Annotated in this window: 21 protein-coding genes and 2 pseudogenes; 8 read left to right on the top strand and 15 right to left on the bottom strand. The window is 45.2% G+C overall.

Going from position 1 to position 23,548, the window contains the following annotated elements; genetic code table 11:
- Position 1: 1 nt before the first annotated feature.
- Both JEU20_RS12680 and JEU20_RS12675 read right to left on the bottom strand, forming a co-directional pair.
- A complete protein-coding gene (locus tag JEU20_RS12680) occupies positions 2 to 1,342 on the bottom strand; it encodes a sigma-54-dependent transcriptional regulator (protein WP_198246514.1) in 1,341 nt (446 codons plus the stop codon).
- A complete protein-coding gene (locus tag JEU20_RS12675) occupies positions 1,339 to 2,958 on the bottom strand; it encodes a two-component system sensor histidine kinase NtrB (RefSeq protein WP_198246513.1) in 1,620 nt (539 codons plus the stop codon). The genes JEU20_RS12680 and JEU20_RS12675 overlap by 4 nt, the downstream gene beginning before the upstream one ends.
- A 114-nt stretch (positions 2,959 to 3,072) precedes the next feature.
- Between JEU20_RS12675 and sucC the strand changes: the two genes are divergently transcribed.
- The 4 genes from sucC to JEU20_RS12655 all read left to right on the top strand — a co-directional run bounded on the left by sucC (position 3,073) and on the right by JEU20_RS12655 (position 7,090).
- Positions 3,073 to 4,245: an ADP-forming succinate--CoA ligase subunit beta gene (gene sucC, locus JEU20_RS12670; RefSeq protein WP_198246512.1), complete on the top strand. Its 1,173-nt coding sequence runs from the start codon at positions 3,073 to 3,075 to the stop codon at positions 4,243 to 4,245.
- Positions 4,242 to 5,108, top strand: coding sequence for a succinate--CoA ligase subunit alpha (sucD, locus tag JEU20_RS12665; protein ID WP_198246511.1), 867 nt, complete (start codon positions 4,242 to 4,244; stop codon positions 5,106 to 5,108). Before sucC ends, sucD begins: the two co-directional genes overlap by 4 nt.
- 84 nt (positions 5,109 to 5,192) lie before the next feature.
- Positions 5,193 to 6,821, top strand: coding sequence for an NAD+ synthase (locus JEU20_RS12660; protein ID WP_198246510.1), 1,629 nt, complete (start codon positions 5,193 to 5,195; stop codon positions 6,819 to 6,821).
- Positions 6,818 to 7,090, top strand: a complete 273-nt coding sequence (locus tag JEU20_RS12655; protein ID WP_198246509.1) for a SemiSWEET transporter — start codon at positions 6,818 to 6,820, stop codon at positions 7,088 to 7,090. Before JEU20_RS12660 ends, JEU20_RS12655 begins: the two co-directional genes overlap by 4 nt.
- An 18-nt stretch (positions 7,091 to 7,108) precedes the next feature.
- Here JEU20_RS12655 and JEU20_RS12650 read toward each other — a convergent pair whose 3' ends face one another.
- The 6 genes from JEU20_RS12650 to JEU20_RS12625 all read right to left on the bottom strand — a co-directional run bounded on the left by JEU20_RS12650 (position 7,109) and on the right by JEU20_RS12625 (position 14,078).
- The gene (locus JEU20_RS12650; protein WP_198246508.1) at positions 7,109 to 8,353 is read right to left on the bottom strand and encodes an efflux RND transporter periplasmic adaptor subunit; all 1,245 of its coding nucleotides are present in this window, start codon (positions 8,351 to 8,353) and stop codon (positions 7,109 to 7,111) included.
- Positions 8,354 to 8,356: 3 nt separating this feature from the next.
- Positions 8,357 to 9,724, bottom strand: a complete 1,368-nt coding sequence (gene trhP / locus JEU20_RS12645; RefSeq protein WP_198246507.1) for a prephenate-dependent tRNA uridine(34) hydroxylase TrhP — start codon at positions 9,722 to 9,724, stop codon at positions 8,357 to 8,359.
- Between the two features lie 81 nt (positions 9,725 to 9,805).
- Positions 9,806 to 11,581 (bottom strand): cytochrome c peroxidase, encoded by a 1,776-nt coding sequence (locus JEU20_RS12640; protein ID WP_198246506.1) that lies wholly within the window; start codon positions 11,579 to 11,581, stop codon positions 9,806 to 9,808.
- Between the two features lie 44 nt (positions 11,582 to 11,625).
- Positions 11,626 to 12,966 carry a methanethiol oxidase gene (mtoX, locus tag JEU20_RS12635; protein ID WP_198246724.1) on the bottom strand — a complete coding sequence of 447 codons (1,341 nt, stop codon included), beginning with the start codon at positions 12,964 to 12,966 and terminating at the stop codon, positions 11,626 to 11,628.
- A 96-nt stretch (positions 12,967 to 13,062) separates the two neighbouring features.
- Positions 13,063 to 13,335, bottom strand: a complete 273-nt coding sequence (locus tag JEU20_RS12630; protein WP_198246505.1) for a DUF4242 domain-containing protein — start codon at positions 13,333 to 13,335, stop codon at positions 13,063 to 13,065.
- 143 nt (positions 13,336 to 13,478) lie between these two features.
- Entirely contained in the window at positions 13,479 to 14,078 is a 600-nt protein-coding gene (locus JEU20_RS12625; protein WP_198246723.1) for a TetR/AcrR family transcriptional regulator, read from the bottom strand.
- Between the two features lie 278 nt (positions 14,079 to 14,356).
- On the opposite strand from JEU20_RS12625, the gene JEU20_RS12620 reads away from it, so the two are divergent.
- Both JEU20_RS12620 and JEU20_RS12615 read left to right on the top strand, forming a co-directional pair.
- The gene (locus tag JEU20_RS12620) at positions 14,357 to 14,977 is read left to right on the top strand and encodes a MarC family protein (protein ID WP_198246504.1); all 621 of its coding nucleotides are present in this window, start codon (positions 14,357 to 14,359) and stop codon (positions 14,975 to 14,977) included.
- 543 nt (positions 14,978 to 15,520) lie between these two features.
- Positions 15,521 to 16,342: an AlbA family DNA-binding domain-containing protein gene (locus JEU20_RS12615; RefSeq protein ID WP_198246503.1), complete on the top strand. Its 822-nt coding sequence runs from the start codon at positions 15,521 to 15,523 to the stop codon at positions 16,340 to 16,342.
- Here JEU20_RS12615 and JEU20_RS12610 read toward each other — a convergent pair.
- The 5 genes and pseudogenes from JEU20_RS12610 to JEU20_RS12590 form a co-directional block, all read right to left on the bottom strand.
- On the bottom strand, positions 16,320 to 16,457 hold the full coding sequence (locus JEU20_RS12610; RefSeq protein WP_425356716.1) for a phosphatidylglycerophosphatase A: 138 nt from the start codon (positions 16,455 to 16,457) through the stop codon (positions 16,320 to 16,322). The genes JEU20_RS12615 and JEU20_RS12610 overlap by 23 nt on opposite strands.
- Before the next feature lie 139 nt (positions 16,458 to 16,596).
- Complete coding sequence (locus tag JEU20_RS12605; protein ID WP_198246502.1) at positions 16,597 to 18,081, bottom strand: Ig-like domain-containing protein; 1,485 nt, start codon at positions 18,079 to 18,081, stop codon at positions 16,597 to 16,599.
- A gap of 17 nt (positions 18,082 to 18,098) precedes the next feature.
- Positions 18,099 to 19,124 (bottom strand): IS630 family transposase, encoded by a 1,026-nt coding sequence (locus JEU20_RS12600; RefSeq protein WP_198243546.1) that lies wholly within the window; start codon positions 19,122 to 19,124, stop codon positions 18,099 to 18,101.
- 188 nt (positions 19,125 to 19,312) lie between these two features.
- Positions 19,313 to 20,060: pseudogene (locus JEU20_RS12595) on the bottom strand (IS5 family transposase).
- 45 nt (positions 20,061 to 20,105) lie between these two features.
- Positions 20,106 to 21,655, bottom strand: a pseudogene (locus JEU20_RS12590) (IS3 family transposase).
- A 47-nt stretch (positions 21,656 to 21,702) separates the two neighbouring features.
- Here JEU20_RS12590 and JEU20_RS12585 point away from each other — a divergent pair.
- Both JEU20_RS12585 and JEU20_RS12580 read left to right on the top strand, forming a co-directional pair.
- A complete protein-coding gene (locus JEU20_RS12585) occupies positions 21,703 to 22,452 on the top strand; it encodes an IS5 family transposase (RefSeq protein ID WP_198243554.1) in 750 nt (249 codons plus the stop codon).
- Between the two features lie 283 nt (positions 22,453 to 22,735).
- The gene (locus JEU20_RS12580; RefSeq protein WP_198246501.1) at positions 22,736 to 22,876 is read left to right on the top strand and encodes a hypothetical protein; all 141 of its coding nucleotides are present in this window, start codon (positions 22,736 to 22,738) and stop codon (positions 22,874 to 22,876) included.
- A gap of 37 nt (positions 22,877 to 22,913) precedes the next feature.
- On the opposite strand, the gene JEU20_RS12575 is transcribed toward JEU20_RS12580, so the two are convergent.
- Complete coding sequence (locus tag JEU20_RS12575) at positions 22,914 to 23,033, bottom strand: SlyX family protein (protein WP_198246500.1); 120 nt, start codon at positions 23,031 to 23,033, stop codon at positions 22,914 to 22,916.
- Positions 23,030 to 23,548 carry a heavy-metal-associated domain-containing protein gene (locus JEU20_RS12570; RefSeq protein ID WP_198246499.1) on the bottom strand — a complete coding sequence of 173 codons (519 nt, stop codon included), beginning with the start codon at positions 23,546 to 23,548 and terminating at the stop codon, positions 23,030 to 23,032. The genes JEU20_RS12575 and JEU20_RS12570 overlap by 4 nt, the downstream gene beginning before the upstream one ends.

The raw sequence follows: 23,548 nt of genomic DNA, 5'->3' as shown, positions 1-23,548 counted from the left end.
ATCAATCCAGCCCAAGCTTTTTCAATCGATACCGAAACGAGCGAAATGTTAAACCCAATTGCTTTGCTGCCGCTGTTTTATTCCATCGGTTCTGCTCTAAAGCTTGTGTCAACATTTTCTTTTCAATAGTTTCCAGATATTCTTCCAGCGATTGAACTGAGGAGTCGAACGACTCATCTGATACCGTTTCTGCTCCGATGGGCAAATTCAGATCATCTACATCAATCGTATCACCATCATACAGTGCAAGTGCTCGTTCCAAAATATTCTCCAATTCCCGTACATTCCCTGGAAAGGAATAATGCTGTAGCGTCCTAATGGCACTATCGGTCAATTTTGGAGCGCTTATTTGATTATTTTTCGCCAGCTTGGCAAGTAGAAATTCAGCCAATTGTGGAATATCTGACGCGCGCTCACGTAAAGGCGGCAAATGCAGTTCGATAACATTCAAACGATAATATAAATCCTGTCTAAAATCGCCGCTCTGTACCATTTTGCGTAAATCTTTATGGGTTGCACTTAAAATACGAACATTCACCGTCTCCTCGTTTTGCCCACCGACCGGCCGAACTTTCTTTTCCTGAATCGCGCGTAACAATTTGACCTGTAATGACAACGGTAAATCGGCAATTTCATCCAGAAAAAGGGTGCCACCATCAGCCACCTGAAATAACCCCTTCTTATCCGATACCGCACCGGTAAAACTACCTTTTTTATGACCAAAAAACTCACTTTCCATCAATTCATGTGGAATAGAACCACAGTTGACGGCGACAAAAGCACATTCACTTTTTGGGCTTTGCTGATGAATCAAACGTGCCACCAGCTCTTTACCCGACCCGGACTCCCCACTGATATAAACCGGTGCCTGGCTACGCGCCAGTTTTTGGATTTTTGAGCGGATATCTCGCATGACGGATGAGTCACCGAGTAAAATATCGCGCATACGGCGGTCTTTAGCTTTCTGTACCGGCCCTGAGAGCTGTAGTGCATTCTGCACCAGTTGCCGCAATGCCGGTAAATCAACAGGCTTAGATAAAAAGTCAAATGCGCCCAGCTTCATCGCCCTAACCGCAATATCCATACTGCCAAATGCTGTAATAACAATGACCGGCACCTGGCCATAATTCATTTGCATCAACTCCACTAATGCCAATCCATCACCATCGGGCAGCTTCATATCGGTCAAACATAAATCAAAAGCATAGCGCTCCAACAATTGCTTAGCCTCTGCAATCGTCGCCGCACAATGTGCTTCAACCCCCATTCGGGATAACGTTATATTCAGCAATTCCCGAATATCGGGTTCATCATCAACGATTAAAGTCAGTGGTTTAGTCATACATCAAGTGTCTGTTGGCGTGCGTTTATTACAGTCAGCGTGAAATCATTTTTATCATTCTGGTAAGTATAGTTTAATCGGGCCTGATTCAATGCGGCCAATTCGCGGGAAATATATAGCCCTAAACCTGTCCCGCTCGTCGAGGTTGTAAAAAAGGGTTCAAACAAATGTTGTTGCACCTGCTCATCAATTTCCGGTCCTGAGTTCATCACGTGAATCTGCACCTTATCTTGCACCAGAGTAACGTCGATAAAAATCGGCTGCTTGTCATCGCCATATTTCAAAGCATTACGAAATAGATTAGATAATATCTGGCGCAAATGCCCTTCATCTATTTCAATTCTTATATCTCCCGCCACCATATTGATCCTTATGCTACGATCAGTTTCCAGCTCTTCACGTAAATTTTCAACAAAATCAGGCAACCACTGCTCAAGATGGATAGTACTTTTCCGAGATATTTTCCGCCGTGACAAATGCAAAATAGACTCAATAATTTCATTCACCCGTTGACTATGGGTATGAATAATTTCAGTCAATCGCAGGTCTTGCGGTGATAAGCCTGGGGCCTCTGACAATAATTGAGCGGCATGACTGATAGCACCTAACGGGTTTCTTATTTCATGCGCCATACTGGCCGTCAAACGACCTAAAGAGGCTAGCTTACTTTGCTGTAAGCGTTGATTGTATAACGCAATATCCTCCAAAATGAGCATATAAAATGTGTTTTCGGCGATTTTAAGACTAGAGAAGCGGACCTGAACTTCATTGCCACAGCTTAGCATCACAATTTTAAAATCGGACTCAGGGTGTCGCTGCCACTGCTGCAAAGCCTCTGCCAGTGCTTTTTCCTGAACACTCAATTTCCCAGCCAAATGATGCTGTTGTAATAATTGCGCGGCCGCCTGATTATATAATTCAACCCTAGCGTCAATATCCAGAATCAAAATACCACTTTGCATATATTGAATGATATGCTGGTTTAACTCCTCCAGCTGCACAATCGTTTTTTGCCGTTCATGTGCCAATAATTCAGAGCGCTCAGTACGTTGTGCCATCACTACCGAAAGCAAGGCAATAGTAAAATACGAAGCGCCCAGCATACCGGAATAGGTTAAACTGGATGTTGATGCGTTATTGTGCAAAATGGCATAAACCTGTTCGAATAAAACCGCCAGGCTGGCCATTGCGGCAAATAAAAAAGCACAACGCCCGCCCACCAGCATACCACCGGCAGCAATGGAAATAACCAGCAAAATACCAATACCGCTACTAACCCCCCCACAAGCATGCATCAACAAGGTAAGACAAATAATATCAATAAAAATAGTGAGTTGCGCTTGCGCCGTATACGATATTTTACGCCATAAAATCAACACGCCTGATAGCAAAATCAATATAAAATACACGCCGCCAACATTAAAATACAAAGGTCTGTCCAACATTTTCAGACTAGCGGGCAAAGACGGACTAAAATACAGCCCTATAATCACAATGGCCGTCAATAAGCGATAAATGAAAAATATTTTCAACAGTGCCCAGGCTTGTTCGACAGGAATACCGTATTTTTTTGAGAATGGACACGGATAAACGGTTGACGATATGTCGGAATTCATACCTTAAGTCTTGTTTTATTGAAGTTGAGCGAGTATAAACTTTTTAAGCATAGCATCATCTCCCACGCTTAAGCATTAAAAGGGAGTAACGCTAACACCCGAATCGGAGTTCTAATGAATATACACGAATATCAGGCAAAACAATTGTTCCGTGACTATGGCATTCCCGTTCCCGATGGCGCTTCTGCACAATCGCCTGAACAGGCGTTGGAGATTGCCCGTCGCTCTGACAACCATAACTGGGTTATCAAGGCCCAGGTGCATGCTGGTGCACGCGGCAAAGCCGGCGGGGTTAAATTTGCAAGCACGCCAGAACAGGTTGTTGAATACACAAAACAACTGCTTGGCACACGTCTGGTAACGCATCAAACCGACGCAAAAGGACTCCCCGTCAATCACGTCCTGATTGAAGCCGGCACCGCGATCAAAAACGAGTATTACTTAAGCTTGTTACTCGACCGTAAAGCAGAAAAGCTGTTATTTGTCGCTTCTGCTGCTGGCGGCATGGATATTGAAGCGGTAGCTGAACAAACACCGGATAAGATTATCGAAACCCATATTCACCCGGCAGCCGGCTTGCAAGCCTACCAATGCCGCAAAATTGCCAAAGCCTTAGGCCTGCTAAACAAAGACTTAAGTAAACAACTCGCCCAGATCATGCAGGGCATGGTCAATCTGTTTATTGACAAAGACGCCAGCCAAATTGAAATTAACCCGCTGGTTGAAACAGAAGACGGGCAACTGTTAGCACTGGACGCCAAAATCAATTTCGATGATAACGCCCTCCCCGCCCATGCCGATATTCAAGCGCTGCGCGACCCAGAGCAAGAAGATGCCACAGAAAACAAAGCCAAGCAATTTGATTTGAGCTATGTCACGCTCGATGGCAATATTGGCTGTATGGTCAATGGTGCGGGGCTTGCGATGGCAACAATGGATCTGATAAAACTCAAAGGCGGACAACCGGCTAATTTTCTGGATGTCGGCGGAGGCACCGATGCCAAAAAAGTCGCCGAAGCCTTTAAACTGATCCTGTCAGACAACAAAGTCAAAGCAGTACTGGTTAATATCTTCGGCGGCATCGTGCAATGCAACATCATTGCCGAAGGCATTATCGCCGCCGCCAAAGAACTGCATTTAAACCTGCCGGTTGTCGTTCGCCTGGAAGGCACTAACGCCCAGGAAGGACTGGAGCTGCTCAATATATCTGGACTGGGACTGACTGTTTGTGAAGACTTGAATCAGGCAGCCGAACGGGTTGTCGCATTAGCCGGAGAACACGCATGAGCATTCTGATTAACCAGCAAACCAAAGTTATTTGCCAAGGCTTCACCGGTAAGCAAGGAACGTTTCATTCCAAACAAATGCTGGACTATGGTACCCATCTGGTTGGCGGAGTTACTCCAGGCCGCGGTGGCCAGCAGCATTTAGGGCAACCGGTTTTTGATACGGTGGATGAAGCCGTTAAAACCACCGGCGCTGAAGCCAGTGTTATTTATGTCCCCCCCTTTTTTGCGGCCGATGCCATACTAGAAGCCGTTGATGCCGGTATAAAATTGATTGTCTGTATCACCGAAGGCATTCCAGTATTGCACATGCTCAAAGTCAAAGCCGCCATGCAAGGCGTCGATGCATTATTAGTCGGCCCTAACTGCCCCGGTGTTATCACGCCCGGGGAATGCAAAATCGGTATCATGCCAGCCCATATTCATCAACCAGGCAAAATTGGCATTGTTTCCCGTTCAGGCACCTTAACCTATGAAGCCGTATTTCAGACAACACAGCAGGATTTAGGCCAATCGACCTGCGTTGGTATCGGCGGCGACCCACTGCATGGCATGAACTTTATTGATGTCCTGAGTCGTTTTCAGGACGATCCTCAAACCGAAGGCATTATCATGGTGGGTGAAATTGGTGGCAGCGAAGAAGAAGAAGCGGCTGACTATATCCGCGCTAACGTGACAAAACCGGTCGTCGCCTATATTACTGGACGCACTGCACCACCAGGAAAACGTATGGGCCATGCTGGAGCTATCGTTACTGGCAACAAAGGTACTGCTGTCAGCAAGGTCAATGCGCTGAAAGCCGCCGGCGTTGAAGTTGTCGATTCCCCAGCCGACCTCGGCGCCGCTATAGTTGATTATGTATAATAAATGATGGGGGGTTGGTAACGACGCCTTGCGCTTGGTATCCATGCAGTCGCCCCATCGACAACCCTTAATTTACTTAAATCAATGACTCTACGCATTGCACTTGCCCAAATCAATACCACCGTCGGCGATTTTGACGGTAATGTTGCTAAAATTATCGACGCCGCCCATCAGGCTGAGGAGAATCAACAGGCCGAGCTAGTGATTTTTCCGGAATTGACGGTAACCGGCTACCCGCCGGAAGATCTGCTGCTCAGACCCGATTTTATCAATCAAGCATGGGATAGCGTACAACGGCTTTGTCAGTCTGTAACAAATATCGGCCTGGTTATCGGCTTTCCACACCGGCAAGACAACAAACTGTATAACAGCGCAGCCTTTATCCTCAATGGCAAAATCGAAGCGCTTTATCACAAACAAAAACTCCCCAATTATGGTGTATTTGATGAACAACGCTACTTCGCACCGGACGATAGCCCTTGCCTGTTCCACTATAAAAACACCGCATTGGCACTGACCATTTGCGAAGACATCTGGCACGACGATGTCGTCCGCGCGAACAAGGCCGCCGGTGCCGACATTATTCTAGCCCTCAACGCCTCACCTTTTCATGCGGGGAAAATTCACCAGCGCGAACAAGTTGTCTGCGATCAGGCAAAAACCAACCACATCGCCATCGTCTACGTCAATCAGGTCGGCGGCCAGGATGAACTGGTATTTGATGGTGCATCATTCGTCACCGATACAAACGGTCGCGTCACCTTTAGGGCACACGAGTTTGAAGAACAAATCAGCACCATCGAATTTTCCAACCGATCCCCAGCCCCCGCCGACTGTGCGCCACTGTATCAACCTGTCGCCAGCGAATACAAGGCCCTAGTGCTCGGTGTCAAAGATTATGTGCGTAAGAATGGTTTTAAGGGCGCGTTACTCGGTTTGTCCGGTGGCATTGATTCTGCGCTGGTATTGGCTATTGCCGTTGATGCGCTGGGCGCTGACAATGTGGACGCGGTATTGATGCCATCGCGCTACACCCAGAATATGAGTAATGAAGATGCCATCAAAGAAGCCCGCGCCTTAGGCGTCAACTACCACATTATTCCGATTGAACCTGCCGTAACCGCTTTCAATGAGATGTTAAGTCCAATCTTTGAAGGCCAAGCCAAAGACACCACCGAAGAAAATATCCAGGCACGGTGTCGCGGTATTATTCTAATGGCCTTATCCAATAAACAAGGAAAATTGCTGCTGACAACAGGCAACAAAAGCGAAATGAGCGTAGGCTACGCGACTCTGTATGGCGATATGGCCGGCGGCTTTGCACCGATCAAGGATGTACCCAAATTACTGGTTTACAAGCTCGCTGAATATCGCAACCAGCTCTCGCCTGTCATTCCGCAACGGGTGATTGATAGGCCTCCTTCTGCCGAACTGGCTCCCGACCAGATCGATGCCGATTCACTCCCGCCTTATGATGTTCTCGACCCCATCTTGGAAATGTACGTGGAACAAGACAAATCCGCCGCCGACATCATTGCCGCAGGTTTTAACCCGGCCGATGTTGAACGCGCAATTTCACTCGTGGATCGTAATGAATACAAACGTCGCCAAGCACCACCTGGCGTACGCATCACACCGCGTGCCTTCGGCCGTGATCGCCGTTACCCTCTGGCATCTGCCTACCGCGGTACACAAACTATGAAACGCTCATGATGTTCAATTTAACGCCCGAAATCATCGGCTATATCGCCGCTACACTGACAACCACATCGTTTTTGCCGCAGGCAATCATGACGATAAAAACACGCAACACCGACTCACTCTCTCTTGGCATGTATTCCGCCTTCACCTTAGGCGTTTTGCTATGGCTAATTTACGGCCTGAAAATTGGCGATAATGCAATTATTTTTGCTAACGCCATCACCCTGCTATTAGCCGGTTCAATCTTACTCATCAAATTGATTAACGGCTTCAAAAAGTAAACAGAACAACATCTTTGCTCAATTCAACTGAACCTTCAGTCCATCAACGGCAACCGGTAAAAACGTCGTCAGGATTTTATCGCCATTGTGTAAATCTGGGCTATACACCAGAATATCGTCCCCAAAGTAGCCTTTCTGCTCAACTTGCAAGGCTTGCAGTCGATTTGATGAACTAATCCGGTAAATACGCTGGTTGTCATACATCGCTGTCTGCGGAATCAACACAACATTCTGCTGTAACGGCCGACTTAGCTGTAACGCAACAACCTCGCCTAAATGCAGTTGATCGCCCGCCGTCTGTACTGAAAACAAGCCATCAATACCCCGCGCATCAGCCTTCCCGGCTAGGCGGGTTAATTGTAAAGAAAACTTTCCAGAGGCGGCATCCCCCTGTGCCGTCAGAATTTGTCCAGCATTTAACGCATTCTGAATTTCAGCCTGATAAGAAGCTGGAATTTTAGCGCGAACTTCCAGACCATTGAACGGATAAAAACTCAACAAAACCTGACTGTCTTTAACCGGATCGCCTTGCGTCACATCGACCGATGCAACGATACCGAAAAAAGATGCCACAATACGGCTGCGTAGCCAGTCCAGTTCAGCCAACTCAACATCGGCAACCGCCGATTCCAAACGCGCCTGTAATTGCAATAATCGAGCCTGATGATCGGCAACGGCACGCTTCCGGTTAATCAACACCAAATATTGGCGATTGACCGCTTCTTGGGCCTGATCCAGCGTTGCTTTTGAACCCAGTTTTTTCTTCAGCAAACGTTGCGCCCGTTTAAGCGCAGTTTGCAACAAGGCCAGCACCTGTTGTTCATGCCGAATCGACTGCTTATCGGCCTGATATTGAATTTTTTCGCTCTGAATTTGCGCTTTAAGTTCCTCAACTTTGGCTTTGGTGCGCGTCAAATAGGGCTTAAAATCGCCAGGATCAAGCCTCAGTAGCAATTGTCCTGGGTTGACACGCTCACCTTCTCGCACTAAAACTTCAGCGACCCGGCTTTTTTTCGGCGCAGCCGCCTTAACCAGTTCCGCTGTTTCAACCTTGCCATAGAGTGTAACAGTGGGCGCTAGATTCTGGCGCTTTACCGTTATCGCCTCTACCTGCCACAAACGCTCTTCTTCAACCGTTGCCACGGTTTCGGGCCGAGTCAGCATCAACAGTACAAATACACCGACGCCCAAAGCCACAATGAACACAGGCAATACGCGCTTAAAAAGTGACTGTTCAGACCATTGTTTGAGCCGTTGCCACATGATTTAAGCGGCTACCTCGGCTTTTTCCTTATCAAAATAGCGCGCTAGTAATCCGTGCTGTACATCCATTTTCGGCATCGGAATATTGACTTCATAACCACCGCCGAGCGCTTCTTGCATAGCATGGCCATAACGGTCTTCCATATGTTCAACGACCATATCATGATTCCCTTGTGGCAAAATAACCTCAATCCGGTCACCCACAGCAAATTTGTTTTTCACCAGAATTTCGGCCATGCCTTTTTCATCATTGTAGCCGACGATTTCACCACAAAATTGTTGTTGATGGCTTTTGGAGTAGCCGGTGATATAGTTCTGTTGTTCATGGGTATGATGACGTTGGTAAAACCCATCGGTATAACCGCGGTTTGCCAAGTTCTCCAGTACGCCTAATAAATACGGTTGAAATTCACGCCCGGCCAATGCATCATCAATCGCTTGCCGGTAGGCTTGTGCAGTACGCGCGACATAAAAATGCGATTTGGTGCGGCCTTCAATTTTCAGGCTATCAACCCCTAATTCGACCAAGCGCTGCACATGTTGAATTGCGCGCAGATCTTTGGAATTCATGATATAGGTGCCATTCTCATCTTCCATCACCGGCATCAATTCACCCTTACGCCCTTCTTCTTCCAGAAAATAGACCTTATCGGCCAAAGGATGGCGCTCGCCACCACCACAACCGCCCTGATTTAAATCAGACATTGATAACGCCGCACTATCCAGTACATAATCGCCTTCAGCATTTTCATGCGCAGGCAAGGTGTCGTATTTCCAACGGCAGGAGTTAGTACAAGTGCCCTGGTTCGGATCACGGTGATTAAAATACCCCGACAGCAGACATCGGCCAGAGTAGGCAATACACAGGGCGCCATGCACAAATACTTCCAGTTCCATATCCGGGCATTCCTGACGAATCTCTGCAATTTCATCTAGCGATAATTCGCGCGATAAAATAATGCGCTCAACCCCCATTTTTTGCCAGAATTTGACGCTGGCATAATTAACCGTATTGGCTTGTACCGATAAATGAATCGGCATCTCCGGCCATTTTTCCCGCGTCATCATAATCAGACCTGGATCGGCCATAATCAGCGCATCAGGCTGCATAGCAATAACCGGTTCCATATCATCAAGAAAAGTTTTTATCTTGCTGTTATGCGGAATCACGTTAGCCGCAATGAAAAACTTCTTAGCCTGTGCATGTGCCTCGGCTATGCCTTTATGCAAGTTATTTTCCAAAAAATCATTATTCCTGACCCGCAAACTATAGCGTGGCAATCCGGCATATACCGCATCCGCGCCATAGGCAAAGGCATAACGCATATTGCGCAGAGTTCCGGCGGGCGATAAGAGTTCAACGTTTTTCATAAAGACAGCATCATAAAGTTTTTTCAGGGCCAGTTATTTTAACACTTTCCCCATCATCTTCCGAAAAACCAACTATTTTAGTCAGTTTCCTATCGGCTGCGCGAGTGCATCGGCCACGATTGCTTTGACATTGCTGCCAGTCAGCGCCATCAAAAAGGCTTCCAGTTCGTCCATTTCGACTGTGGAAAGTTGCAAGGGATGAAGCAACGCGTCCTGGTTTTTATTGACAACACCACCGCGATTGTAAAACTGAATGACATCTTTCAGCGTTGCAAATGAGCCATCGTGCATATAAGGCGCCGTCAATGCGATATTACGCAAACTCGGCGTTCTGTATTTCCATAAGTCTGCTGGATTCTGGGTGATTTCGTAAAGGCCTAAATCATTTGGCTTCGGTTCTGAAACCTGTTCGATAATGTCACGTGCAACATCGACAAATACGCCCGGTGCCAGCTGAATTTTCTGCGGCGTATTGTCGCCCATGCTTTGCCGATAACCGACTCCCGTGTTGTGGAGTTGATTATCGGTAAACAGCGCATATCGTTCGGTGATGGTATGGCACTGACTGCACTGTGCTTTACCTGTAAATATTCGAAAGCCACGCTTCACTTTATCTGAAACAGCATTTTCTTGTTTACCATAATACCAACGGTCAAAGGGCGAGTTGGCCGACACTAAAACCCGTTCATAACTCGCTATCGCCTGGACTAAGCTCATCATATCCACATCGCGCCCGAAGACAGCCTGAAAACGGCCTTGATAATCCGGCAGACGGCGAACTTTTTCAAGCACCGCGCCAATGGATGGATTACCCATCTCGTTATGCGCAAGCAATGGCCCTAAGACCTGTTGCTCCAGGTTATATTCCCGCCCATCGTGAAACAGTCGGGTCAAATACGCCACATTATAGATTGTTGGACTATTGCGCCTGACGGTGCGCCCTTCTATGCCAACGGCCGTCGCCATTTCATGGCTGGTGAAACCTTGTTCCGGTATGTGGCACATGCCGCAGGAGAAGGTGTTGTTCAGCGATAGACGCCGATCAAAAAATAGTTTTCGCCCCAAGGCAATTTTCTCAGCTGTGATCGGATTGTTTGCCGGAACCGGAATGGCTGGCAAACCTAATGGCGGCTGTTTCAGATAATCCAGAAAATCGATCGCAGCAACAGGCTGCGTTTTTGGCAGCGCTTTCGCCGTCGCATTTTCTGATAATTCTGACAATAAAGTTTCGATATCGGTGATCAGTGTATCCGCATGCAGAAAATCCACGCTGTAAATAGTGCGAATCTGCTTATGAGTGTCGATTAAATAGACCTTGAGCAGATGCGAAAACGTACCGGTAAAGTGCCCCTGTTCATCATAGACCTTTTGCACATTTTGCCGATAATGTTCCAGTATCGGCTCAAGCTGTTGCTCTGATGCCGTAGTCAAAAAACGCCAGTCCAGGCCGCTGTCTTTAAAGCTCTTTCCATAGCGTTTCATGGCCTCCGGGGTGTCATGAAGCGGATTGAAACTTAAGGTCAGCAATCTGATTTTTTGGGCAATATCCGGCTGTTTCTGCAAACGCAGGCTGATTTTATGAAACACGGCCGTGGCCAGCGGACAACCGTTGATATCACTGCAGGTTGAATAGATAAAACTCAGCAAAACCAGTTTATCGCCCATTAAATCATGCAGCATCAAACGATGTCCTTCAGAGTCAATCACCTCGCCATCGGCCGCTTGTTCGATCACCGGCAACTGATAACTGCCCGGTGGGTCTGCTTTGAAAGCCAACGGTTTATAGCCGGGAGCTAAATCCGCCCAAACCTGACCGAACAGACTACAAAAAACAAGCATCCATAACGCATTACGCATAAATCACATCCCAAAAATAGACATCCCTGTCTGTTTACACGCTATTATTGCTGCAACCACCCTGCCAATACGGGTAGCTTAGGCGGGGTCGTTTTTTGCGCATAAAGTGAATACGCCCCAAATCGCATCTGATGCGGCCGACCTAATTTTTGCTTGATAAAATCAATGGCAAACTGTTGTTTAAGCTGCTTACCATCCCATTGGTAGAGCTTCAGGTATTGCTCATTGTCTTTACCTTTTTTATCCCAATTCGCCAATAATGATGACGTGTAATACAACCGCTTACCATCCCAACTGGACGAAACCATATTGACCTGAGCACCAATTTTCTGTTCGAAAATCTGCTTAGGATTAAACGGATCGGAAATATCAAACGCCCGAGTTTTTCCATCCATAAAAGTATTCACCCATAACAAACCATCATCGCTTTGAATAGAAATATCAACCGGTAATGGAATTTTGGCCGGGTCACCGATATCCGCTACGGCTTTGCTTTGCCATTGCCCATGCTCATCTTCATAAATCAGCCAGATTTTCGAGGTCAGAGCCGTCGTGGTAAAGCAGTAGTTATGATTGGGATCCCAGGCACAACGGATTTCCAGCGGTGCCCCTGGCACATCGAAAACTTTTTTCGGCTGCCGGGTATGAAGATTCCACTGCACAACCGTATTACCGAAGCGTTTCATCGCTTCTGCATCGCCCAGCATTTTGCCAAAATCCATCATGTAATTGGACCAGCCGGTAAACGATGACGTAAACATGGCATTTTTGCGCGGCAATACTCTAACATCGTAACCATAGCCATCGGCATATTGGCCGGTTTTAACCGCACCTCGCAGCTTCCCGTCAGTCGGCATCCAATGCGTGGTGATATACTCACCGGCATTGCTGTATTCCACCAATGCCGTACGCCCGCCATGATCTTTATTATTGGAAAGACCGGTAATCATCATCGTGCCAGGCAAGGCATACATGGTATGGGGGCCGACCACACCACCACTTTTTTCGACAAAATCGGTAATGACTTTAGTTAATTTAGGATGGGCGGGATTAGTATGCACATCGAAAATAAAAATTTTACTGGTATCCAGGCCACCAGCCCACAGAAATTGTCGATCATCGGTAAAGCCGGAATGGTGCGCTTCATTACGGCCACCGACTGATATACTGTCGATGACTTTGCCAAAGTGGGGGGATTTTGGATTCACATCCACCGTCACCAGTTTATCCTGTTCATCACCAACCCCTTCCATGCCCAAAGTCCAGACATAGACAAAATCCTCCTGACCGGTAATCTTGGCCATGTAAGGCGATTGGCACGTTTCATCGGCAGACACCGGAACAGACAGCAAAAAACTGCCGGTCATCAAAACAAAACTGCGCATCAGCACTGATATTTTTATTCGCATTATTCCTTCCTCTTTTGTTAAGGATTTTTTGAATCAGGCGGTTGCCAATCCAGCCTGAGTCTATTCCAACACCTATTCGGCCGTCGTCGGATCAATAACGGTCTTTATTTCAGACACTTTATTGGCTGGAAAGCCACCTTGTTCAGCATGCCGCCGAATCGTTTGCTCATCCGGCGCGATATAAACACAATACACCTTGTCATCGGTCACATAGCTTTGCAGCCACTGAATCTTAGGCCCCATTTTGTTCAATACTTCACAGGATTTCATCGAGATCTGTTGTAAATCTTCGGCCGTCAAATCGCCAGCCCCCGGTATTTCACGTTCGATAATGTATTTTGGCATAATGCCACCTCCTCTTGAATATTAGACCGGTCGTTTTTACATATAAAAAACAACACTATTCAGGTTATCCCCTGAACCCCATAAAACAAGCCATCTGCAATGAACACCATTATGATTTTCACGGCCTATGACTCTCACTCAACTCAACGGATAAAATAATCCTCGAGCAAAAACCGACAACATTCTTCCAAGGGCTTTGCCGATTGCTCTATTTTCATCCGCAATAAAGCCCCTTGCCAATGATTGGTCAGCAAATCGGCCATATACTCAGCATCCAAATCAGTACGGACGGAGCCTTGCTGCTGCGCTTTTTGCAACGCCCTTCGCTGCAAGTCCCGATATCGGTTGACTACCCGTTTCAACGCTTTCTGGCACGCAGGACTATTATCACCAAGCTCGCCCATTAAATTGCCCAATAAACAGCCACCTTGAAACCCGGCCTGCTCCAATTCAACAATCAATTCCTGAAAATAATGTTTCAATGCAGCCAAGGCATCCTGTTCATTATCGTGTAAATGCTGATTCAAGCGTTGAATAAACGGCTCAATATAATGCTCGATTGCGGCAACAGCAAAACTCTCTTTACTGTCGAAGTAATGATAAAACGAACCTTTAGGTACTTTAACACTTTCCAGCAATTGCTTTAAACCAGTACCATGATAGCCCTGAGTCATCAGCATCGCGACACCTTGATCAAGAAGTTTTTGTCGCTTTATCTCTTTAGCGCAGCTCATTGTGTTCATAGCCAAATTATGCGACCAGTCGTCTAATAAAGCAATTTTTGTTAGCCGTATAGAAAAAACTCATATAAAAAACCGAGCCTGATTTATCTGTTGCAATAATACCTGCTACCATTGAATAATACACCGATATTGAGTTAATCTGAATACATTGCACCAAAATCGAGGTTAAAAACGATAAATTACTTTGAAAAAGCAGGCCGCGTGGTTCTATTTGTTCACAAAATCAACGCTTCCTGACCATCCCTTAAAGCAGCAAAAATTAACGTGTACCTGAATCCATGACATCTGAATTGTGGCAAAACATCATAGGCATCTTCTTGGCTTTCTTCGCTATCATGAACCCAATCGCTAACACTGCCGCTTTTGTCAGCCTGACTGACAACGAAGATCGTTCTATTCAAATAAAAATTGCGATCAAAGCCTTAACCTTATCCTTTTTTATCGTTGTCGCTTTTGCCCTTTTTGGCAAAACCCTGTTTCATTTATTTGGCATTACCCTGCCGGCTTTAAAAATCACTGGTGGTGTACTTGTTTTTATAATTGGCTATCAAATGCTGCATGGTGAGACTTCAAAAATGCATACCCCACACAATGGTGATGACACAGAAATAGCAATATCCCCTCTTGCTGTCCCATTATTAGCAGGCCCAGGCACTATTGCAACCGCCATGAACTTTGCAGCAACCGGTGGCTGGATAGAAATATCTATCACCATAACCATGTTTGCACTCTTATGCCTAATTACTTTTATCTGCTTTGTTTTTGGCCAAAAAATAGTACAGACACTCGGTACGAAAAGCCTGAAGATTATAACCCGCCTGATGGGGCTGATCCTGGCTGTAGTAGGCACGCAAATGTTATTGTTGGGAATTTTTGAGGCCATTAGCACTTTTTCGTGATCACAAAAATGAGATAGTTTTATGGTCATACTAATCAATAACTTGTAGCTGCATGGCACTACAATGGCAAGGCAGGGTTAACTGCACGGTTTCATTCTCTGTGTTCTCAGTGGTTTCTGTGTCGATAAACGAGAGGCTAGCACGGTAATGGTGAACAGAGGATCATGGGCATGAGATTGGAGAACCTTTATGTAACATCAGTAATTAAATTAACTGATGTTACGCGAAAAAGCCTGTATGTTTAAACATATTGATGAAATGAGGTATTGACAGGGTGGCTAGAGGCGATAGCCGAAAACCATCAAAATGAGCAGCCTGAATGATGGGTCGTGAAAATTTTCCGGACCGAACTTACCCGCCAGGATTTACATGAAATTTCTATCTAACATTGCAGAAGCCTCCAGATCTGTCCGGGCTTTACTGACTGATGTTACGAGGTTTGATATTCTCAACCCCATCCTATGACAATTATTTTCTGAATAATCAATAGCTTATAAAATTCGAACTTTCCGTACAACAAAATATATTTCTGGTTACTTATAGATGAAAAGATTTTTAATGCTGTTGTTCTCCATATGGCGGCAACGATTTCGAATGTATTTGGCGGGTGCTGTAATGGGTATGTTGTTTGGTGTATTCGTACTTGAACCGCTCAATGATTTTGTTGACTATCATGAACATCAGATAGCATTGATTGAACCCTCAGTAACTCAATATCTTGTCAACGAGCTTAAAAAATCTTTGACTGGTCAAACACCAGAAAAAGCAATTTTTTATGCTCAGTTTGGGGCAATTCTAGGAATCGTCATAGTCTGGCTATATGGACTTCTACATCAGCGCATTCATCGAATAGAACAATTAAAAGAAGAGATTAACAAAGACCTGAGCAGCACCATTCGACAAGGAGAAAGCGATATACTGGAATTTAAGTCTTCATTTCGTTGGGACATGGAACAAAACCGCGTCAATCGCTCACTTGAAGGCGTTATCATGAAAACATTAGCCGGTTTTATGAATTGCCGCACTGGGGGAACCTTATTGATTGGTGTTGCTGACAATGGTGATATTTTGGGACTGGAACATGATTATCAGACACTAAAACGACAAGATCAGGATGGTTTTGAGCAAGCTATCATTACCGCAATTTCTTCTGTTTTAGGTGCTGACTTATGCCGGAATATAAAAATCCTGTTTCATGTTGCAGAAGGTAAAGAAGTTTGTCGCTTGATTATTTTACCCGCATCAAGACCTGTCTTTGTCAAGCAAGGCAAAGAACCAAAATTTTATTTACGCACTGGCGGTGGAACTCGGGAACTAAATATTCAGGAAGCGGTGGAATTCATCAGCAAACGTTGGCAAAAATGATTGGATCTGCCCACCCTGTCAACACGTTATCTAACATAATTCCAAAGCTTCCCTGAACTTTTCGATCGGCCCATTTAATCGAGCATGGTTTCAAAATATCCAGTATTCTAAACAAACCGAAATTGATATTCTCTACGCTGAAAGATACTTAGCTACAGGGTGGTTAAAAGGTCAATCATTTATCCTAAGACCCCGTTATTAAAGCCCCTTATAGCAAAGATCATAAGGGGCGAGACGACAAAGAATCTTTATTTTTAAGGATTAACGGGGATTAGATAACGACTATCCAGCCGCTGCCAGCGCATATCCGGTCCACGCCAGAACAGGTACAACCGTTCTCTACCCGTATAGTCAAAATACTGTAATTCGAGATCATGCTGCCCTGCGCTATAGTTTTTAGCAACAAAACGCCAACGCATGGTATGAACACCATCAAGATCGGCAACGGTTTTATCATCAATAATCAAACGACTGCCATCATCTGAAATCAAGAAGAAATAATAACTGCCGTCTTGCGGCAGTTTCAATGTAGCCCGAAAGCGAAAAGCAAAATGATCATCTCGATTACGATTAACCAGAGAGAAGTCATTCTGGATACCGGTGGCAACAGGCACCAGGCTATCGAAATCAGGTAACTGCTGCCAGTTGCCTTCATAATATTCATATCTCAGCCCCTGGCCGACAGTGACCGTCACCTGCCCGTAATCTTCACCGCCTCGGCCATCACTGACCTGATAGCTGAACACATCCTGACCATTAAACCCGACATCAGGCTGATATAGCAATTTATCGCCTTGCTGAGAAACGCTACCATGATCGGGCTGGGTAAATCCTGCAATATGCAATATGTCGCCATCGGTATCATTGTCATTGTCCAAGACATCAATGAGTATCTGAGTTTCCACTGTCATTTGCACGGCATCATCAGCCGCAACAGGAAAGCTGTTAACCGGCTCGGCCAGTCGCAAAGCATCCGATGAAATCAATTGCCGCTTGAAACCAGGCCCTTGCCAGCCTACCTGCATCTGCGGATTGCTGCCTACAGACACAAAATCTACCATAATTTGGTGTAAACCTGCCGTTAGCGCAAGCATTCCCGGCTGATCCGGTAAAGCCACATCCTGACCATCAATAGTGACTTTAGCCAAACCATTTGTATTCACATCAAATTGATAATCGCCTGTTGCTGGAATTAAAATTTGCGCATGGAAACGGATCCCGATCCCTTGGTCACGCTGTCTCGACTCCAGACTGAAATTATGCGAAATACCTGTCGCAACCGGCGTCAACCTCGAAAAATCAGGAAGCTGATTCCATGTCCCTTCAAAATATTGATAATGCGCACCCCAGCCAACATTGACCGTAACCCAGGCCGAAGCATTATGACCTTGACCATCTGTAATCGTATATTGAAAATTATCCTGTCCCACATAGCCTGGCGTGGGAGCATAGCGAATGCTGTCAGCATTCACAGCAACTTGCCCATGCTTTGCCGTACCAACTTCGACAATAGATAAGGCATCCTGATCGGCATCGACATCATTTTCCAGCACACTGATATCGACGGCGTCGCCTGCTTTTGTCACAGCAAAATCATCGCTCGCCGTCGGCGCATAGTTCACCACGGCTTCAGGCACCTTACTATCAAACCAAGCGGCAATCTGCGGACCTGATACATTGATTGCTCTAACCGCATCCGCGCCATTCACTTGCGCCGGATCGCTATACTCTCCGCACATGAAAATAGAGCAAACCATCATGCACCGATAATTTGAAAATTCTCAGTTAAAAGTGAGCGCAAATTGTCGACATGCTTTTCTGGCTCAGAAAAGAATGTCTCGCAGGCTATTTTGAATTCTTTGAATGTTTCATAATACTGGTCATATAAGATTTCTTTCTTGAAATATCGCCAGTACCGTTCAATCAAATTAAGATTCGGCGCATACGGCGGTAAAAACACTAATTCAATTCGCGACATTTCAAGAAATTGTCTGACAGCCTTTGATCGGTAGTAGCGTGCATTATCGCAAATGATGTAAATAGTCCCAGCCTTCGGGTAACGTTCTTCAATCGCCTTACAAAGATCAATCGTTGCCTCGCCATTGATGGTGTCATAGAAGCGGCAGACAGTATCCAGAGAATCGATATTGACTGCACCGTTGACATTGAGACGTTGACGCCCGGTATTACTCTGAATCGTGAATTCCACACCACGCTTAATCCAACCACAAGCCATTACAGGATTATGTTGTGGATGAACACCATCCATGAACAATATCAAGTCTTCGGGCTGCTTGTCTTCCTTTAGTTGTTGATATTTCTCAAGGAACTCCAGTTGGGCTTTTGCATTAGCTTTGCCGGGTATCAGCTTGGGCTTTTTATAGACATAACCCAAGCGATGCAGCAAGGCTGTCACACCGCGTTCACTATAGCGAACCTGCCAACGCTCTTTAATGTAAGCTGCAACCGATTTAGCGGTTAAGTGAAGATTTTTCTGCAGATATTCATCCAACTCGGTCGCTTCTGAAACCGATAAGAAACTGGCACTTCCAACATGCTGAGTTTGTAGGAGTTTAGCAAGACCACCTTTCTTATATTTTCGATAGTAGGTACGGATTGTATTGCGGTCAATGAGAAGTGCTTCGGCAACGTTTGTTGCTGACCAGCCTGAACCTAAAAGAATGATGGCTTTAACTCGGTCTGCATCACGTTTTTCTCGAAGCTCACCATGGGCTTCGCGCAAATCGGCTAATTCAGTCTCTGGAAGGGTGTAATTCGACATGGCCTTATTTTATATATTTCACTCCATTACGTCATCTTTTTTATGCTAAATTCTCATTTGCGAAGAGCGCTAAATGTCAACCAACCTGTCGCATTTTTTGCAATAATTTACGAAATGAATTTTATTAAGCTGCTTGACATTCTGTTGTGTTGAAATTTTCCTTATCCGGATTAGGGGCTGTTGCCATTTCACATAGGTAACCATAAAAGGCGCAAGCCAGAGCGATAGAGCCTTCAAAATTTCGTTTGAGTTTGTCATATCGCGTGGCGATCGCTCTGAAATGCTTAAGTCTTGCAAACACATTTTCAACGAGATGGCGATATTTGTAGAGACACCAATCCATTTCATCATTTCCCCGAGTTGAATTCTTTTTCTTGGGATAACAGGAACAGCCCCTTTGTCTTTAATTTGAAGACGTAATGCTTCACTGTCATAGCCTCTGTCAGCAACTATATAGTCACCTTTTGGGAGCTCTGCAACTAATTTCGGTGCTTCTTTACAGTCATGAACTTCGCCGCCTGTCACTGAGAAATGAATAGGAAGACCACAGGCATCAACGGCCATATGAATTTTACTGGTGTTCCCGGCGACAGATTTCCCTATCGCTGTTTCTTGTTCACAGGCCGCACCACTACTATGCTGATGTGCTTTCACAATACTCCCATCAATAAATTCCCATTCCAGGTCTGGATCAACAACCAAGGCGTTAAAAATACCCATCAGTTTTTCTTTACGAGACCAGTCATTGAATCGTTTATATACCGCATTCCAATTACCAAAAGCCGTGGGTAAATCTCTCCAGGGACAACCTACTCGCAAGCGATAAAAAATACCTTCGACTGTTTTTCGAAGACAAGGTTTGTCATAAATTCCCATTTTCAACATAATTATCTTCAGTTTCTCCCAAAGTTCATCCGTAAGCAGTTGTCGCGGCATAGTTTGCTTGTTTTTGAGTCAAAATAAACAATCTATGTGGCGGAGTTATTGAATTTCAAGGGGATTTTCAAAACGGCAACAGCCCCTAAGATAAACATGGCCAATGGGCGTTAAATTTCGTGTTTGTCGTCCATTCCATCGCTCTGGATTGTCTCTTTTTGCTTGCTCGATGACTCGTTTTCTTTTTTCGAGTACGGCGCTGTCTAAGCCGTTATGGCGTTGGTTGGGTGTTACAAACTTGAGCGCACTGTGTTGATGTTCATTGTTGAACCAACAAACGAAAGCTTCAACCCAGTTCCTGGCTTCGCTTAATGTTTTAAAAGGGTTTTCTGGAAAGGTATGATGATATTTGACTGTTTTAAATAACGATTCTGAATAAGGATTATCATTACTGACACGAGGTCTGCTGAACGACGTGGCAATGTCTAAATCGACCAATTTGGCCCTTAATGTTGCGCCTTTCATCGGACTGCCGTTGTCAGAATGTATCACCAATTGCTTTTTGTCGATGTTTTCCCGGCGAGCGATATCTTCGATCAAATCAGCAGCGTGTGCGCTTGATTCGGCATCATGAACTTGCCAGCCTACGATTTTCCGACTATAGATGTCCATCACCATGTAGAGGTAAAAATACTGCCCTTTGACGGGGCTTAATAAATACGTAATATCCCACGAGTAGATTTGATTGGCCTGTGGCTTTGAGTGACTGCGGTTTATTATGCTGACCTGCGGCTCCTTTAGCTCTGTGCTTAAGCTGGTTGTGGGCTTTCATGACACGATAAAAGGTTGATTCTGATGCGAGATAGCAGCCCAAATCCAATAACCTCGGAACGATTTGATGCGGCGTTAAAGCGCTGTATTCCGGTTTATTAATCACGGTGATGATTTCTTGCTTGATGGCCTCGGATAATTGATTGTGCACAGGCGCTGTATTGTGCAGTCGTAGGTCTTCTGAGAGTCCTTCTCCCCGGTTCCAACGCTGATAGGTTCGAGCTGATATACCCACCAGTTCACAGGCTAATTTCTGCCGCGCTCCATTGTCAACGGCTTCATCAATGAGTGCGCTGTAGTGTTGGCGATCTGAGTAGGCGATTAATCGGCCGCCTTTTCCCCCAGATCGCTTGGCACTTTTTGATAACACCAGTAAAGCCGCTGTTTCTGATAACGCTTTCTCTTTGCGGTTTAGCTCCTTATGCAAACGCTTGTTTTCTTGTTTGAGTTTTGTTTGCGCCTGTTTATATACGGATTCTGTTGATTTAGATTCTGACAAAATTCCGCTTTCCAGGTATTTAGATGATGTAAGTAGATGCCTTGTTCACGACAATAGGCGCTAGCCTGATCATCGGTGAGATGATGACAATGAACAATGGCTTCAAAACGTTCTACTGTATTCCAATCTTGAGGGCTTTTTTTTTTTGACATGTTTGACTCTGTTTTTCGAGTTGATTTTTCTTAGCTAACCGAATCCATTTTTGAAGTGTGGAGTAACCCACACCTAAAGTAACTGCAATTTGCTTTAGCGATTGTTCTGGTCTTCTGGATAATGCTTTTTCTAGGGGCTGTTGCCGTTTTGAAAATCCCCCTTGAAATTCAATAACTCCGCCACATAGATTGTTTATTTTGACTCAAAAACAAGCAAACTATGCCCCGACAAATGCTTACGGATGAACTTTGGGAGAAACTGAAGATAATTATGTTGAAAATGGGAATTTATGACAAACCTTGTCTTCGAAAAACAGTCGAAGGTATTTTTTATCGCTTGCGAGTAGGTTGTCCCTGGAGAGATTTACCCACGGCTTTTGGTAATTGGAATGCGGTATATAAACGATTCAATGACTGGTCTCGTAAAGAAAAACTGATGGGTATTTTTAACGCCTTGGTTGTTGATCCAGACCTGGAATGGGAATTTATTGATGGGAGTATTGTGAAAGCACATCAGCATAGTAGTGGTGCGGCCTGTGAACAAGAAACAGCGATAGGGAAATCTGTCGCCGGGAACACCAGTAAAATTCATATGGCCGTTGATGCCTGTGGTCTTCCTATTCATTTCTCAGTGACAGGCGGCGAAGTTCATGACTGTAAAGAAGCACCGAAATTAGTTGCAGAGCTCCCAAAAGGTGACTATATAGTTGCTGACAGAGGCTATGACAGTGAAGCATTACGTCTTCAAATTAAAGACAAAGGGGCTGTTCCTGTTATCCCAAGAAAAAAGAATTCAACTCGGGGAAATGATGAAATGGATTGGTGTCTCTACAAATATCGCCATCTCGTTGAAAATGTGTTTGCAAGACTTAAGCATTTCAGAGCGATCGCCACGCGATATGACAAACTCAAACGAAATTTTGAAGGCTCTATCGCTCTGGCTTGCGCCTTTTTATGGTTACCTATGTGAAATGGCAACAGCCCCTACTGATTGTACTTTAAATTCTTGGCTAAATACGCTCATTTTTGTCTCCTGATTTAAAATTTCCTAGGCGACAGGTATGTTGACATAGGGGGGTAACAAAGGCGCCGATGCATTGATACCGCCGCGGGAAGGGGCGGTGGAATGGCCGAGTGATGAAGATGGGAGAACTCATCCAAGAACAGCGATTGTTCAACGTTGCGCTGAAATCGGGAGAAAGGCATAGAAACAAGAAAGTGGTTATCATCAACGCAGCCTGGCTGAAACGGCTATGTTTCGCATCAAAACGCTCTTTAGTGGCCAATTAAAAAACCGGACCTTTGCGGCTCAGATGGTTGAGGCGTATCTCCGCGTCGGCGCAATGAATAAAATGACAGGCCTGGGTATGCCTGAAAGTTATTCTGTTTCATGAATAAAGACTGGAATTTAAGAAAAGAGTACGCTGTGGATTATTTATGCAACAAAGCCATTTGCAATTGTTGTTTAGCAACGATGCTGTTGAGTGTGTCTATCAATTCTTCCTGATAGGCTAACTTGATTTCAAGCTCTGTTATGCGACTTTCTGTCATTTTGTTTTGATATGTTTATAACCTAAATCTTCAATCTTTTTGATCAAATCCGCCTCACTGATAGAGCCATAAACCATTACCTCCTTGGTCTCAAGCTCTGCACAGGCATCCTGCACCCCCGGCATTTTTTTCAGGGCTACTTTTATTAAGGCGGCACAGGCAGGACAACTCATACCATCGACCAACAAACAAATTTCCGAAATTGCTTCAGATTTAATTTCAGTTTGGTCAGTATCCGGTTCAATACGCTGTCGCTGTTTTAAATTCCCTAAAATCGTGTCGATAATCTCGAGTAAATCAGATTTTTCTAACAAACCGGCATCGAAATCAATCACCGCCCTGCCACGTTCCTGATCAATCTCAATCGACTTAACTTCATGCCTTTTTTTCAGCAAAATCTGAAAAAAATAAGCCTGATTCATCGCGCCTTTCAGGACCGGAGAATATATTTCAATACGCCGGTCCCACGCCCGCTCCAGGCTGAAGTTTTTAAATTCAGAATTTTTATCATCCAT

The organism is methane-oxidizing endosymbiont of Gigantopelta aegis (assembly GCF_016097405.1).
In the GTDB taxonomy this organism is placed as follows: Bacteria; Pseudomonadota; Gammaproteobacteria; order Methylococcales; family Methylomonadaceae; genus Methylomarinum.
Note: the sequence above shows the minus strand (reverse complement) of the source record. Positions and strands in the feature narration are given on the sequence as shown.